Annotated in this window: 13 protein-coding genes; 7 read left to right on the top strand and 6 right to left on the bottom strand. The window is 40.8% G+C overall.

Annotated features, from left to right (window positions below; all coding sequences use genetic code 11):
• Positions 1-137 precede the first annotated feature (137 nt).
• Positions 138-3,239 (bottom strand): PAS domain S-box protein, encoded by a 3,102-nt coding sequence (locus tag V7L31_RS19750; protein WP_334697802.1) that lies wholly within the window; start codon positions 3,237-3,239, stop codon positions 138-140.
• Positions 3,240-3,530: 291 nt separating this feature from the next.
• Here V7L31_RS19750 and V7L31_RS19745 point away from each other — a divergent pair, with 291 nt between their 5' ends.
• The 3 genes from V7L31_RS19745 to V7L31_RS19735 are packed head-to-tail and all read left to right on the top strand — an operon-like array spanning position 3,531 to position 5,223.
• Positions 3,531-4,136 (top strand): vWA domain-containing protein, encoded by a 606-nt coding sequence (locus tag V7L31_RS19745; RefSeq protein WP_292845785.1) that lies wholly within the window; start codon positions 3,531-3,533, stop codon positions 4,134-4,136.
• Between the two features lie 58 nt (positions 4,137-4,194).
• Positions 4,195-4,800 carry a vWA domain-containing protein gene (locus tag V7L31_RS19740; RefSeq protein WP_334697801.1) on the top strand — a complete coding sequence of 202 codons (606 nt, stop codon included), beginning with the start codon at positions 4,195-4,197 and terminating at the stop codon, positions 4,798-4,800.
• A 27-nt stretch (positions 4,801-4,827) separates the two neighbouring features.
• Positions 4,828-5,223, top strand: a complete 396-nt coding sequence (locus V7L31_RS19735) for a salt stress protein, Slr1339 family (RefSeq protein ID WP_334697800.1) — start codon at positions 4,828-4,830, stop codon at positions 5,221-5,223.
• 81 nt (positions 5,224-5,304) lie between these two features.
• Here the strand turns inward: V7L31_RS19735 and V7L31_RS19730 are convergent, their stop codons facing one another.
• Positions 5,305-5,646 (bottom strand): winged helix-turn-helix transcriptional regulator, encoded by a 342-nt coding sequence (locus V7L31_RS19730; RefSeq protein ID WP_179068067.1) that lies wholly within the window; start codon positions 5,644-5,646, stop codon positions 5,305-5,307.
• Between the two features lie 276 nt (positions 5,647-5,922).
• Here V7L31_RS19730 and V7L31_RS19725 point away from each other — a divergent pair, with 276 nt between their 5' ends.
• Entirely contained in the window at positions 5,923-6,489 is a 567-nt protein-coding gene (locus V7L31_RS19725; RefSeq protein WP_334697799.1) for a thermonuclease family protein, read from the top strand.
• A gap of 64 nt (positions 6,490-6,553) precedes the next feature.
• Here V7L31_RS19725 and V7L31_RS19720 read toward each other — a convergent pair whose 3' ends face one another.
• Positions 6,554-7,435: a carbohydrate ABC transporter permease gene (locus tag V7L31_RS19720; protein ID WP_334697798.1), complete on the bottom strand. Its 882-nt coding sequence runs from the start codon at positions 7,433-7,435 to the stop codon at positions 6,554-6,556.
• 343 nt (positions 7,436-7,778) lie between these two features.
• Here V7L31_RS19720 and purN point away from each other — a divergent pair, with 343 nt between their 5' ends.
• Together purN and V7L31_RS19710 are read left to right on the top strand one after the other, a co-directional pair.
• Entirely contained in the window at positions 7,779-8,429 is a 651-nt protein-coding gene (gene purN, locus V7L31_RS19715) for a phosphoribosylglycinamide formyltransferase (RefSeq protein ID WP_334697797.1), read from the top strand.
• A gap of 624 nt (positions 8,430-9,053) precedes the next feature.
• Positions 9,054-9,824 carry a hypothetical protein gene (locus tag V7L31_RS19710; protein WP_334697796.1) on the top strand — a complete coding sequence of 257 codons (771 nt, stop codon included), beginning with the start codon at positions 9,054-9,056 and terminating at the stop codon, positions 9,822-9,824.
• Positions 9,825-9,889: 65 nt separating this feature from the next.
• On the opposite strand, the gene V7L31_RS19705 is transcribed toward V7L31_RS19710, so the two are convergent.
• From V7L31_RS19705 to V7L31_RS19695, 3 genes are all read right to left on the bottom strand, one after another.
• Positions 9,890-10,573, bottom strand: a complete 684-nt coding sequence (locus V7L31_RS19705) for a Crp/Fnr family transcriptional regulator (RefSeq protein ID WP_334697795.1) — start codon at positions 10,571-10,573, stop codon at positions 9,890-9,892.
• Between the two features lie 221 nt (positions 10,574-10,794).
• Complete coding sequence (locus V7L31_RS19700) at positions 10,795-12,012, bottom strand: pilus assembly protein PilB (protein WP_334697794.1); 1,218 nt, start codon at positions 12,010-12,012, stop codon at positions 10,795-10,797.
• 331 nt (positions 12,013-12,343) lie between these two features.
• The gene (locus V7L31_RS19695) at positions 12,344-13,531 is read right to left on the bottom strand and encodes a HetZ-related protein 2 (RefSeq protein WP_334697793.1); all 1,188 of its coding nucleotides are present in this window, start codon (positions 13,529-13,531) and stop codon (positions 12,344-12,346) included.
• Between the two features lie 804 nt (positions 13,532-14,335).
• On the opposite strand from V7L31_RS19695, the gene V7L31_RS19690 reads away from it, so the two are divergent.
• Complete coding sequence (locus tag V7L31_RS19690; protein ID WP_334697792.1) at positions 14,336-14,602, top strand: hypothetical protein; 267 nt, start codon at positions 14,336-14,338, stop codon at positions 14,600-14,602.
• Positions 14,603-14,890: the final 288 nt, after the last annotated feature.

Here is a 14,890-nt window from a genome sequence, read left to right as displayed (position 1 = left end):
TAAAAACATTTATTTCGAGACGTGCAGCGCGTTCGCCTTTGGCGTCTCGTAGAGAGAAATAATATGTCCGTGATTATTTCCCCTAAATTTATTTATGGGAATTATCTTTTTACTTTTTACTTTTTACTTTTTACTTCTTAAGTATCCTGGCTCAAGGGAATCTTAATCACAAACTCAGCGCCTTGTCCTGGCTGCGAAATACATTCTAAGAAACCGCCATGTCTTTGTGTGACAATCTGATAGCTGATAGCAAGTCCCATCCCCGTACCTTTGCCGATGGGCTTGGTGGTAAAGAAGGGATTAAATAGTTGTTTATGAACATCTTCTGTTATTCCCAATCCATTGTCGGCAATCTTAATTGTTACCAGATTTGGCTCTTGTAGTTGGGTACAAATGTAAATTGTCGGAGTTGGGAATTGAGAAGAGGCAGAGAGGCACTGAGCAGGGAGCAGAGCGGAAAGAGGTAGAGTATTCTCCCCCTTACCCCCTGCTTCTTCCCCACTCCCAACTCCCTCTTCTAAAGCATCGATCGCATTTGACAAAATATTTATGAATACTTGATTTAGCTGCCCAGCGTAACATTCAACCAGCGGTAGTTTGCCATACTCTTTGATGATTTTAATTGTCGGGTGTTGGTCATTACCCTGGAGGCGGCTTTGCAAAATCATCAGAGTACTGTCGATTCCTTCATGAATATCAACAGCTTTCATTTCGGCTTCATCCAAGCGCGAAAAAGTTCGCAGGGAAAGCACAATCTCGCGAATTCGGTTGGCCCCACCTTTCATGGAGTTGATTATTTGTGGCAAATCTGATTTCAAAAATTCCAGTTCGATTAGTTCTAAAAAATCTTTAATTTCTGGTACAGGTTCAGGATAATGACTTTGGTAGAGTTCTAAAAGTAAAAATAAATCTTGGGTGTATTCCTGGGCAGGCGTGAGGTTGCCATAGATAAAATTGACCGGGTTGTTGATTTCATGTGCCACTCCTGCGACTAGTTGTCCTAAGCTGGACATCTTTTCACTTTGAATTAAGTGAGTCTGGGTATGTTGAAGTTCCCAGAGTGCAACTTTAAGTTCTTCTGCTTGTTGTCTTAGTTGCGCTTCCGATTTTAAGAGGGCTTCCTTGGCTTGTTTGCGTTCTGTAATGTCCCTAGCAACAGCTACCCGACAGAAAGGCTCTCCTGTTTCAGGGTGTTTAACTATAAACAGGCTGCAATCAGTGGGAATTTCTATACCTGTTTGAAAATGTCTATGGCGAAACTCGCCTTGCCAGAAACCATGTTGCAACATCAAAGGAATAATTTGTTGCTGAAACTCGGCAAAAGCTTCTGGTGAATGAAAATCAACCACTGACTTTGTTTTGGCTGCTTCTAAGTTACTAAGTCCCAACATCTTGAGTCCGGTTGGGTTCACATAAGTGACTTCCCCTTCCATTGAAGAAATGCCAATAAAGTCACTGCTGTTTTCAATCAAGGCGACAAATTTTTGTTGTTCTTCTTCGGCGCGTTTGCGTTCTGTGATGTCTAACACCATTGAAGCAACGCCAATCACCTGCCCATCAGGAGCCACTAACGGATTGTTATACCACTCACCAATTATTACTTTGCCATCTTTAGTGATGTTCTCATTAATACTAAAGCTTCCTCCACGTTGTGTTAGTAGGGCGGTGATAATCTCATTTACGTGCTTTTTGGCATTTTCAGGTATTATGACCTCAAAACAATTCCCCACCATTTCCTGTGTGGTGTATCCAAAGATTTTTTCTGCCGCCCGATTCCATGTCTGAACTTCAAATTTTGTATTCCATTCAATAATGGCTAAAGGTGTTTGCTCAATCAGCAATGCTAGTTTTTGCTGTGAAGCCCTGAGTTCTGCTTCTGCTTGCTTATATTCGGTAATGTCGCGGTAATACCAAATTCTACCGTAATAGTCTTCTAAAGGTGATATCTCATCAGAAGTTCCTAGCTGTTTATGCACGGGTGCAGAATAGCGTTCAAAAATCTTTCCAGACTTCAGGAAAATTTCATCACGGCTGCTTTTTTCTGGATGCTGGTAAAGATATTCTGTTTTAGCGAGAAATTCGTCTGGATTTACTAGTTGGTCTAGCACCCATGTCAAAATTTGACGAGCATCGCGTGTTTGGAGTAGTACGGCAGGAATTTGCCATAACTGGGAGAATTTCTGATTGGATGATATAACTGTACGATTTTCATCAATAATCAAAATTCCGTCGATGGAAGCTTCTTGTTGAGCTTGGAGTAAAGCATTAGTGCGGTGTAGGTTTTTTTCTGCTTGTTGGCGTAAGCGCAACATAGCTTGCTGTTCGCTGATGTCTCGAAGCAACCAACGCCAGCCGACCTGCTGACCCTGTGAATCATACATAGCAACCATCTTGATGCTAGCAGGGAAAACTGTACCTACTCGTAACTTTAGATGGACTTCCCAATCCTGTACCTGCTGCAAATTTGCCAATTTGACCATGACAGTTTGGCGATCTGCTTCAGCGACAAAGAGGATGAATGGCTTACCGATGAGATAGTTTTGTCTCACAGACAGCAAGGCTGCACTTACATAGTTAGCCTCTTTGATGATGCCAGCTACATCAGTCACCAAGTAAGCATCTGGGGCCAGATCAAACAAATCCTGGTAACGCTGCCGCTCTAATTCCGCCGTTTCGTGAGCGATCGCTAATTTTTCGTTTTGTTGGCGCAGTTCTTCTTCAACTATCTGGAGTTCTTCGAGGGTTTCCCGAAGTACCTCGCTATTTTGTGTTTGTTCAGTAATATTACTAGCTCTGCCACTCACACTGAGAACTTTCGCGACATCATTCTGCAAAATGATGTCTCGAATACTACCCACTAGAAATTTATTACCAGTCTCATCCTCAAAGCAAGACTTTTTTGTAGAGATGAGATGGGTTATACCCTGAGGATCGGTAAAAATATCCTGGTTCTCATTAGTAATATTTGTGGTGAAAACCAGTTCATCTTTTTCCCGAAACACATCAGCTTCCGTTTGCGGCAAAAAATCATAGTCGGACTTACCAATTAATTCTTCTCGGCTATAACCAACGAAATCACAGTAGGTATCGTTAAGGAATACCCAGCGATGTTGACGGTCTTTGACAAAAATTGGGTCAGATATGCCATTGATGATCTGATGCAGAAACGCCAGGCAGAAGTTTTTCTGCTGCGTATTTTGTTTTGGCGCAGAGTTATCTAAGAATCTAGGATGGTTCATACCCGAATTTGTCTCTAAAATCAAGCCAAACAGCTTTTGTTTAGCTGAGTGTGTGTCAGCATGAGTAGTCTTTATTATTCCCAACCTAGCTATAAATGCAACAGGGAGGCTGGGGATTGAGAAGATTTTGTTTTCTTTGGGAACAAAGGAGATAGGCTACGCCAACGCATTCATCGACTATGACGCGGCTTTTTTGAGGAGCATAATTGATACGAAACCTTAAAATGCTTACGGTATCGTCAAATTCGTAGACTAGACTAGAACCACAGGGTAACAATCAAAGGAAGATTTATGATGAGCGATCGCGACTATACCTTAATCATTGACAAAAGCGGTAGTATGTCCACACCCGACCAAGTAGGTGGTAGAAGTAGATGGGAAATTGCCCAAGAGTCTACTCTCGCTTTGGCCAGGAAAGCCGAACAGTTTGACCCCGATGGCATCACCGTTTATGTGTTTTCTGGTAGATTTAAACGCTACGATGATGTCACCTCAGCCAAAGTCGCGCAGATATTTCTCGAAAATGACCCTTCTGGCACAACAAACCTAGCAGGTGTACTCCAAGATGCACTCAATAACTACTTTCAACGCAAAGCAGCCGGTAAAAGTAAGCCCAACGGAGAGACAATTTTAGTTATTACCGATGGTGAACCAGATGATCGCAAAGCTGTATTTGAAGTAATTATTCATGCTACTCGTCAGATGGAACGTGATGAAGAATTAGGAATTTCGATCATTCAAGTAGGTTCAGATGCTCAAGCAACTAAGTTCCTCAAAGCTTTAGACGATCAGTTGCTAAGTGTCGGCGCTAAATTTGATATTTGTGATACCGTCACTTTAGACGACTTAGAAGAAATGAGCCTTGTAGATGTATTAACAAACGCAATAACTGACTAATGGTTGATCGTCCACAATCAATCTAGTAACTGTTTACTATTAACTGGAGAATTTAATAATGCTAGAAAATCGTGACTATACTTTGATTATCGACAAAAGCGGCAGCATGGCAACCCAAGATCAAAAGGGTGGTAGAACTAGATGGGTTGCGGCACAAGAATCTACTTTAGCTTTAGCTAGTAAATGTGAGCAATTTGACCCCGATGGCATCACCATCTATGTATTTTCTGGTAAATTTAAGCGATACGAAAATGTGACATCTAGCATAGTACCGCAAATTTTTCGAGAGAATGATCCTTCTGGTACAACTGATTTGGCAGGTGTGTTAAAGCACGCAACTGATGATTATCTGCAACGCAAAGCAGCCGGTCAAACTAAGCCAAATGGTGAAACAATTTTAGTGATTACTGATGGTGAACCGGACGATCGCAAAGCAGTCATGAGAGTAATTATTGAAGCTTCTCGCCGCATCAATCGAGATGAAGAATTAGCCATTTCCTTCATTCAAGTCGGCACAGATCCACAAGCTACCCGCTTTCTCAAAGTCTTAGATGATGAACTCCAAAGTGCTGGTGCTAAGTTTGATATCTGTGACACCATTACTATGGAAGATATGGAAGATATGAGTCTATCAGAAGTGCTACTTAATGCCATTAATGACTAGCTATACCATTTATTAGGAATTGCCACAATGGATTCCATTGATAAGCTATTAGCTGAACTCCAAACTGAATACAAAGAAGTAAAACCACAACAGCAGCAATCAAAATCAGCCGCAGCCAAATCGTTTATTCCAGCATCGCCAAAGTCAGCATCTTTTATGGATAATCTTTTGGCAGAAGTTAAAGCTGGTTTTGCCGAAGAGGATGCTGCTATTGAATTAAAAAGACAGCAAGAACTAGAACAGGAACAAATTCGACAAGAACAACTTAAAGCGAAACAATTAGAGACTTTGAAAGTTCAAGCAAAACAATGGTTATCTAAAGTAGATCCACTTTCGTCTGAAGGACTTTGGTTTGAAAGGTTTGCTGAAAGTTATCCCTCAAAATTAGAGGCAGCAATTGAATATTTAAGAAGCAATGAATAAACTTAGAATAAATACACTGGGATTTTTATTGCAAAACTAAATTACGAATTACGAATTACGAATTACGAATTACGAATTGTATTAATGGTGATTTGGTCTAGCTAAATGTTTCACAGCCCATTCATGCATAGCATAGAGAATTGGTTGCAAAGTTTCTCCTAAAGGCGTTAGAGAATATTCTACTTTGGGTGGAATTTGGGGATAAACTTCTCGATGAATAATGCCGTCTTCCTCCATTTCTCTGAGTTGCTGAGTTAGCATCTTTTGCGTAACTCCAGGTAAAGCGCGTTGCAACTCACCAAAGCGTTTTACGCCAGTCATTAATTCTCTAATAATCAAAACTTTCCAGCGTCCGCCAATCACCTTTATAGTAGTTTCTACTTCACAAGTCAGCCTGAAATGGTTTTCTGCTTCAGCTTTCATAGGTTTTTAGGAATAGCCTAACTCAGGTTTGCTGGGTAGTAATGCTAGTTATCTGATTTTTACTTGTTTTAGGTTTTTCATAACTAGTGTAGCAGTTACAGTAATCTGACAAGTTTTTCATAAGGCTAACCTATTGAGTGTTTGCACTTTAGTAGCATAAATCTGTCGCATTATCTTTTGAATTTTGAATTACCTGTGGCAGTATGTCAACAGTTAACAAATATATCTTTGTATTTTGCTATTATCATCCCACAGAGGTAATGCAGGTAAGTTTGGATGGAGAGATTAACTAAATCAGTGCGATTTTGGCTTTGTACAACTATCATAATTTGGGGTTTGATGGGCTGCGATCGCTTTATCAGTAATTCTGGAGAATCAGTTGAGCGAGTGAGTGATGGCGATACGTTAGTAGTCAAAGATACCAACGGCAAAAATTTCACTGTGCGCTTTGCTTGTGTAGATGCGCCAGAAATAGCCCATACAAACAAAGAAAAACAGAGTAAACGCACTAGCGATCGCAATCAATTTACTTGGGGTGTAAAAGCTCAAGAACGGGTGCAACAACTGGTACAACAAGGAGGCGATCGCGTGACTTTGAATATCACCGATAGCGATCGCTATGGACGCAAAATTGCCGAAGTCCGTTTAAAAAATGGCACTTTTGTCCAACAGGTATTGTTGCAAGAAGGTTTAGCAAAAGTGTATCGTCCCTATTTAAACAAGTGTCCTAGCAAAGACTTAGTTCAACAAGCCGAAGCGGAAGCGAAAGAACAACGGCTTGGCATTTGGAGTGATACTAAATTTGTGAATCCTTGGGAATATCGCAGCCTATATAAAAAGTAAAACAGAATTCAGAATTCAGAACTCAGAATTCAGAATTGGTGAATACTCTACGCATAAAGTATCCCTACTCTTCTCCCCAAGTTTGTAATTGCAAATACACTAGTACCAGCGTCACAGCTAGTAACACCGTCGCGGCGGCTGCTGCATAACCAAAATCAAATTGAGCAAAAGCCTCCTGGTAAATGTAGTAAACCAGCAAATTAGTCGAATTTAATGGGCCACCGCCAGTCATCACATAAACTTGCTCAAAACTCCGCAATGTAAAAATCGCGGTAGTGATGACTGCAAATATTACAGTCGGGCGCAATCCAGGTAGAGTAATATACCAAAATTGTTGCCAAGCATTTGCCCCATCCAAATCTGCTGCTTCGTAACGACTGGGAGGAATTGCTTGCAATCCTGCTAAAAAAACTACCATATTGAAACCTAGTTGTTTCCAAATACTCATTAAAATAATTACTGGCATTGCCCAAAATGTGTCCCCTAGCCAGGGTATAGCTGGAATGCCAAAAAAATCTAAGAGTCCGTTAACTGGCCCTGATGTTTGAAACAGCCAGCGAAATCCCAAACCGGCTGCCACAAGTGAAATAATTGAAGGTAAAAAATAAGCGCTTCGCAGGATTCCCCGCAAGGGAATGGAGCGATTTAATAGTACCGCCAATCCCAAGGAGATAACTAAACTGGGAATGATGGTAGCAACAGTAAAATAAAAGGTGTTACCCAGAACTTGCCAGAAGTCGGGGTTGAGTAGCAAGCGCCAATAGTTTTTTAAGCCTATCCAATAAATACCTTTTAAGGTGAAACTACCAGCGGTGAAACTGAGGTAGAACAAATAAGCGATCGGCCAAATGATAAAAATGCCTAGTAAAATTAATGCTGGTGTGAGAAAAATCCAGGCTGCTATTGTATCGTTGTCCAACCAGGACTTAGGATATATTTTTGGCATCTATAATTTTTTCTTTTAGCTGTTATGACCCTCCGCCCTGATTTTACCCTGAGCTTGGTTTCTTCTCGTATTAGCGATGTCTACGACGGGCTACGCCTACGCTTGGGTAAGCTTTTGGGGTTCATAATTATCTCTAGCTAGAGTCTTTACTTAAACATCGCTATTTTTCTGCAAACTCAAACCAATCCCAAATGCAATTTTAACGCAGCATCAATTACACAATACGAAAACCAATATCGTCGTAGCGGTTGTCGCGCGTGCCGTTGAAGCGATAGACTGTATCGTTGTCCAACCAGGACTTAGGATATATTTTTGGCATCTATAATTTTTCCTCTTAGCTGTTATGACCTTCCGCCCTGATTCTACCCTGAGCTTGGTTTCTCCCAGCATTAGCGAAGTTTGTCAACAAATTGCCCCTTTAAAACTGGGAATTATGGCTTCTGGTAATGGCAGCAATTTTGATGTAGTTGCCCAAGCTATCCAAGATGGGCGGCTAAATGCCCAAATTCAAGTTTTAATTTACAATAATCCCTCTGCAAAGGCAGCAGTGAGAGCAGCTAATAGAGGTGTAGAAACTGTTTTATTAAATCACCGCAACTATCAAAGCCGAGAAGAGTTTGATGATAGAATTGTGCAGACATTGCGGCACTACAATGTAGAGTGGGTGATTTTGGCAGGTTGGATGCGATTGTTAACATCAATTTTCATTGATGCCTTTCCTGAGAGGATTATTAATATCCATCCTAGTTTGTTACCTAGTTTCAAAGGCATTCATGCTGTAGAACAAGCCTTAGCATCTGGGGTAAAAATCACTGGTTGTACAGTGCATATAGCTTGTTTAGAAATGGACAGTGGCCCAATCTTGATGCAAGCCGCAGTACCAGTACTGCCGGATGATACAGCAGAAACGCTCCACACCAGAATTCAAATTCAGGAACATCGAATTTTACCACTGGCGATCGCTCTGGCAGCTTCTTCGTCAAAGCACAAGTAACCAAACAGAATTTATTACATAGAGTCGCTGATTCCCTACTCTAAGATGTGATTACGCCAATTAGATAAATCAGCAAACTTGATTCAATCATCTGCGATCGCGGATGATTGTCTATAGCATTTGCCGACAAGCGTAAAGTACACCCTTAAGGGCACATTACTTAATACCTGGCGAATAAAAATTTAGTCATCAACAGATGACTTTAGCTATTATACGAGAATTTCAATTCCCGGCGGACAAGCGGTTTCGCGTTAAGTTGACACCAATGAGCATTGCTGTGCCCTTACGACAGATGTGGTTCAAATACATGAAAATTGCTGTAAGTTCACACTAATGAGTACTGCCGTGCCCCTACACCTTGCGATATAATGTTGTACCTCATCGGAATGGGAACCGCTATACCACCACTGTGTAATTGCTCCCACGCTGTCATTGATTTTCATTACTTTTTTACAGAAGCGATGAAAGTTAGTACATCCCTGGTTAGGATAAATAAGGAGAGGGATAGTTCAGGGAGTAGAGGTTTGGGTCTTGTTGTGTTTAAAGAGAAGTCGGAAATCTGACATCCTCTGGGTGTAAGATTATACTAATTTGAGTAGCGAGAAACAGTTGAAATAGCGTCTTATGTCAATTATTGCGCTCAGGGCGTGGTATCTACAAGATTATGAGCCGATTCCAGAACTGGAAAAACGTCCGCCAGACATTCGCTTAAGTAAAAAAAGCCTGTTGAAATCAGCATTGCGAGCAGACTTTTTGGAAGAAAGTGACGAAGTGAAGAAATCAACTTGGTTTGGGCGCTATCTGGAAGGGGAAAATATTGAATTTTATATTGAAGGTAGTGGTGGCTATTGTGTCTCTAACATTGACTTAATTAGCCATGAAATTTATTTTACCAAGCAAGCAGTGTTGGCTCAGTTAGAACCAACGATTTTTTTATCTTCTCAAACTGAATATCCCGCAGCGACAGATGCTCTAAGAGAAGAACTGCGAAAAAGTTTGGAAAGTTTAAACTTGCGATCGCGCCTTCCCCTAACATTAGTAGAATCCTCTCGTCCCAGTGGCGCACCTCTGCGAATTAACCGCACAATCATGCGAAAAATCCGTAAGAGTTTGTTATTTATCGCTGACACTGCGCCCATTGCGATTATTGATGGTAAAGAAATCCCCCAATTAATTCCCAGTCCGAATGTCTGTATTGAAATTGGCTATGCCATCCAAAGTAAGCGTTCTGAACAAATTTTATTAGCGCAGATGCAACGCCCAGATTTTGAAGGGCAATTTTCTTTCGACTTACCTACACAGCAAATTTTGCAATTCCAAGACACCACAGAATTGAATAAAATCCTCACAGGAACCATTGAAAATCAGCTAGCACGATTCAAATTATTTGTTTGAGGTTGATACACAACATAATTCTTTTGTACAGTGCGTAAGTCCTAGTAAATTTGTATCGGATACAATCACACTTTACCGGCCAAGTTCATTAACTGTTTGAAGTTCACAAGATAATTGATGTTGTTGGCACTATCAATCTTTATCCACCCTTTTTCATGCAGCTTTTCCATGATTTTGGTGGTTTCTTCAACACCGATTTCTGTCACCTCTGCTAAATCTTTAAAGGGAACGTTAAAAATTTCTCTTCCTAAGTCTGATTCTTGACCATAGCTTTCGCCTAAAGTCACTAGGGTATGGGCGAGTTTAACTGCTGGTGGTGAAGACCGCATTTGTAAGCGCAGGTTAATTTGTCGCAATCGCCGCACCATCAGTTGCAACATCCGGTGATGTAACTGCGGGTCTTTAAACAATATTTGAATAAAACGCTCTCTGGAGATACTGAGCAACTTCACGGGTGAAAGGGCAATGACATCAGTTGAGCGTGGAGATTCATCTAAAATCGCCATTTCTCCAAAAAAATCGCCACGGCCAAAAATTGCCAGAGCTACTGAATCTTCTCCGACGGTACGCCGGACTTTGACCCAACCAGAAACTACGAAGTAAACTGCGTTACCCCAGGCATCTTCCATCACAACGGCTCGCCCAGATGGGTATTCATGTTCAATTGCAACGTTGAGCAGCCATTCCAAAGTTTGTGGATTGGCTGTACTCATTAAGGGGAAAAGTTCACTAAAAACCTCAGTTAACATGAAATATTTGCAACAAATTGATGTAAGGGCGGGAAACTAACTTTGCTACTATAAGTTTTTTTTAAACCGTAATCTTACTCAGAATACGATCGCAAAATTTGTATTTATTGAAGATGAACCTCTAAGCTCGATCGGTCTAGGATTCCATTACAACATAACAATTATGTATGCGATCGAAATCAGCGTTTTCACTTACAGACAGATGATTTACTGTTTGTTGGTCAATTGCTATCTAGTGCCAGTATTTTGATCTGTTGGTCTAAATTTTTCACTAATTGATTCAGGGTAGCTAAAGCCTCTAATTGCTGAGAATCAAGGACGGGATTCAGTAAAAGCCGTTCTTGTAGTTCGTGTAACTTGAAGCTTAGTTGCTGAGAAATTCCTAAGGCATCGCGGCTCAAACGGGTCAACTGTTGTTGTTGATAGAATTTTAAAGCTGCTCCCCGTAATACTTGGAGTGTTGCCTCTTCACCGTAGATTCCCGGCATGACTCGCAAGCGTAATAATAAGCGGTTTTTTTGATATACGTATTCCTTTTCTACCTGTTTTGGTTCTGCAACCGTGGTGACAGGTAGAGAAGCAAACCGCTTTAATTCATTCAGTACTCCTTGGAAAACCGAGAGAGGCAGTTGGTCTAATACAGACTGTAAAATTCCATTGTCACTCCACAGTATCCTACCTTCATACGCTTGTCTTTCTAAGTACAGCCGACCAATTCCCCCAACCAAGATTCGTCCCAGTAATTCTTCTAGTAATTTCTTGGGTGGTAGTGTTGGTAGCAACTCAATTGGACTCAGTAGTTCGGAAGCTTGTGTGGGTAAAATGGGTAAGTTGTTTGGTGGTGCAGCTTCGGAAGTCTCTCCCTGCTGAGTTCTGGAAATAGGAGTCGAGAATGTCGTAGTTTCAGATGATTGCTCTAGCTCTGGGATAGGAGGCAAGTCTACCCTCTGCCCAGAATGTTGACGCTTTGGTGTCTGAAATACCATCAATACTGGTTGCTGATTTGATTCTGAATTGTCTGTGTCAGCAATACTTGCTGGGCTATGTGTTGGAGAAAAGTCTTCTGTTAGCTGATGCACAACTTTGGCATCTAACTGAGATGTATTCTTATGGTTGAGGTAGGCTGATAGGATTCTGCGGTGAGCGTCAGATGCGATCGCTTCAATCACCATTGTGTAATTGATAGAAGACAAAATGCGACCAACGTAATCTAGTGCCTCGCTATCTTGTGGATAAACCATACCTAGCAAGAGGTTTTTGCCTTCTAATCCAAAGGGTAAAATCTGGTGGTAGAGGCAAGCTTCAAAGGACAAAAGACTATCAATCAGTTGGAATATTCGCTCGCGATCGCCTTTTTCTTCCCACTTCATTTGAGTGGCAGTTAACATTTGCCGTCTATTTGTTGCGGTATCATTTAGTTCACCCTCTGAAGACAACATAGATTTGATGCGTTGGTGTTTAATTATATTTTGCCTTGAATTTAGTAGGTAGTTAATAAAGATACTTTGTTGGATTGTTAAAATTTCAATTATATATACTTAAGTAAACGTAAGTAGAGTATGAATTTTAGATTATAGATTAGGGATAATACTGAGGGTTGGGCGTTGGGTACTGGGTATTAATTAGTTATTTATTCCCCAGTCGCCAGTCACTAGTCCCTGCTACATTGGGAACTGGGCAATCAATCAATAGTTTTTCTTCCCCTGCTCCCCTGCTTCCCCTGCTCCCTTGCTTCTTCCCCAATCCCCAGTCCCCATCTTCCACTACAGCTTACTCTTGAGTTCTTAAACCTTGGGCTGCAAGATAGATTTTTGTCCATTCGCCTAACACTTGATGGGTTTTGAGTTTTAATTGTTCGGCTATTACTTCTATTGAGTTACCCGCTTTCCGCAAATCTAGAATCTGCCGCCCTAGAGGGGTCAATTTTTCATCAAGCTGTTGCCATTGGTTTTGCGTTAATCCTAAGTTATGTTCTTGTAAGGAAATTGAGAGCCAGTTGTCTACGAGTTCTGGTTTACCTTTGAGGGCAAAAACACGGACAGCGTGGTAACTAATTTTTTCTCGCAGACGGTAAACTTCTTTAGTCTGCTTATTCAGTTTTTGGGCGATCTCTTCTTGCGATTTACCTTGCAGATAGAGTCGCAGCCAATCTACTGCGTCTGTTCCCAGATTTTCTTGTAAATAATTTTCAAATTCTTTTTGTACTGACTGGCGTAGCCCTTGTTGTTCTTCTAGTTGTTGTGTTTCTTGATATTCTGCGATCGCTTGACTATCGACTAAGTTAACTCGATTATCACTATCATCTGTAAGAACTTCTTCTGAAACTAGTCTAATCAAGTCACGCCCAGGCACTTGGGTTAAACCACCTCGCTGAGTGCGACGCAAGTAATTCACAAATCGGTAGGCTAATAGGGGTTGATTGCGTACTGGGCGCAGAGAATATTCTTCTAAACTGGCAAATAGCAGAGCATCACCTAATCGTTTATCGGTTGTATATTTGGCAATGTCAGCCATTTGCTGTTGCATCTGGCTATCGCTTTGGAGTAATTCTTGAATTACTTCTTGTAACACATCGATTACACTGCGCTGGCGATCGCGGCTGAGAGAAACCCAAGTCTGAATCTTATTCCGTAATGTTACTAAACTCCCTAATCGCGCGATCAAGTTACGATAAGCACGTTCTCGCCCCAGCCCTAAGTAGCGTTGACGTAAAATCCTCCAGCGATATTCCATCGCTTGCTTGGCGATTTCGAGTTCTTTAGGGTTAAACAAATCAAACCGTTTTGAGTCAGATCCCAATAACCAAAGAATAATGCTTTGTCTCGCAGCTTCAGTTTGCTCTGGACATTCCACAGCCAAACGTTTTTGCCAATCTATAGCCAGTTTTTCTACATCCGTTGTCATAGTGAGATTGCATTCCTCGAAACTCAATTTTGAAGTTTGCATCACAACCCCCATTCGTCCCACTTAATTATTTAACTGGCAGCTGCCCCTGATTTCATGAGTTTCATGAAAATAGCTCAGTGATTCTACTTTTATTACGTCTTAGTTCACTAAAATTATGCAGAAATTTCTACATTGATGTTTTATTTTCAATTTAGAATATCCAAGACCCTTGTATATCAAGCATTTGGGTTGATTTTGCCAATTTAAACTTTTTGTAAAGTTATGTTTTTTCACTGAGAACAGAAATCTGCCTAGAGTGTTGAAGATACAACCTTTGCACGAGATGGGTCAGGTAAATCTGACATTTTGTAACAGATACAAGGAACGAATCTAATCTAACTCAATGTTAGACGTTATTCACCCGTATAAGTTTCAACCTTCTCCAATTCATTACGTAGTCAAATACTTACTTAAATCTCAGTATAGCTAGTGTCGATTGAGCTATGGACTCAGTAAATCCCCCAGATCGTCTTCAAAATTGGCTTATTCCCTTCTTTTTAAGTAATATCAAGCCTTAGCTCTAACTTTTTATCATACCTAGAAAACCTCTCTCCCAGGATGCTACGCAGCGATCGCGCTATTCTGGATAGTAGAAATTGATAGACAAATTTATCTTTTTTACAGCAGTTTTCATATATTTAAACCACATCTGTCGTAGGGGCACAGCATTGCCCATTGGTGTCAACTTAAGCTAGGAAATAGCCTATCTGTTGGTTGACATGCCCGCCCAGAAATAAATTTTCGGGCTAATAGCTAAAGTCTACTGAAGTAGACTGGAGATTTTTGGCAATATGGCGATATTTTAGTCATCTTCAGATGACTTTAGCTATGAGACGGGAATTTCAATTCCCGGCGGACAAGCGGTTTCACGTTAAGTTGACACCAATGAGCATTGCCCATACGTGTCAACTTAAGCTGAAACCCTTTTCAAATCTCGTTTCCAGCCTCCGTCTGGAAATGCAACTCAAAAGCGGCTCTGCCGCGAGTCTTGAGGCAGAGACTCAACGACGAGCATTCCCAGTCGAAGGCTGGGAACGAGGCAATGTAAAAGCTAGTTCTACACTTGCTTTTACATTAAGTTGACACCGATGAGCATTGCTACTGTAAACTAGCTTCATTTACAACTACGCCTCTAATCATTGCCAAGTTATTATTAAAACTTTTATATTCCTAAGAATGAATAGTCAACAGTCAATATTGATTTTGACTATTGACTCTAACTGTTGCTTTCCTTCTGCTTCAAAATTCAACTTATGCAAAATTTAAAAACAGAAAAGTTTGCAACGCTCGAAAGTTTTGATGGTCAGAAGCCTTACAATAAACTTCTTTTTAAATTTATTTATGGGCATTCTTCGTTTTGAATTTACCCAC

The organism is Nostoc sp., assembly GCF_036916655.1.
Taxonomy (GTDB): Bacteria; Cyanobacteriota; Cyanobacteriia; order Cyanobacteriales; family Nostocaceae; genus Nostoc.
This window is presented reverse-complemented; position numbering and strand designations above follow the sequence as displayed.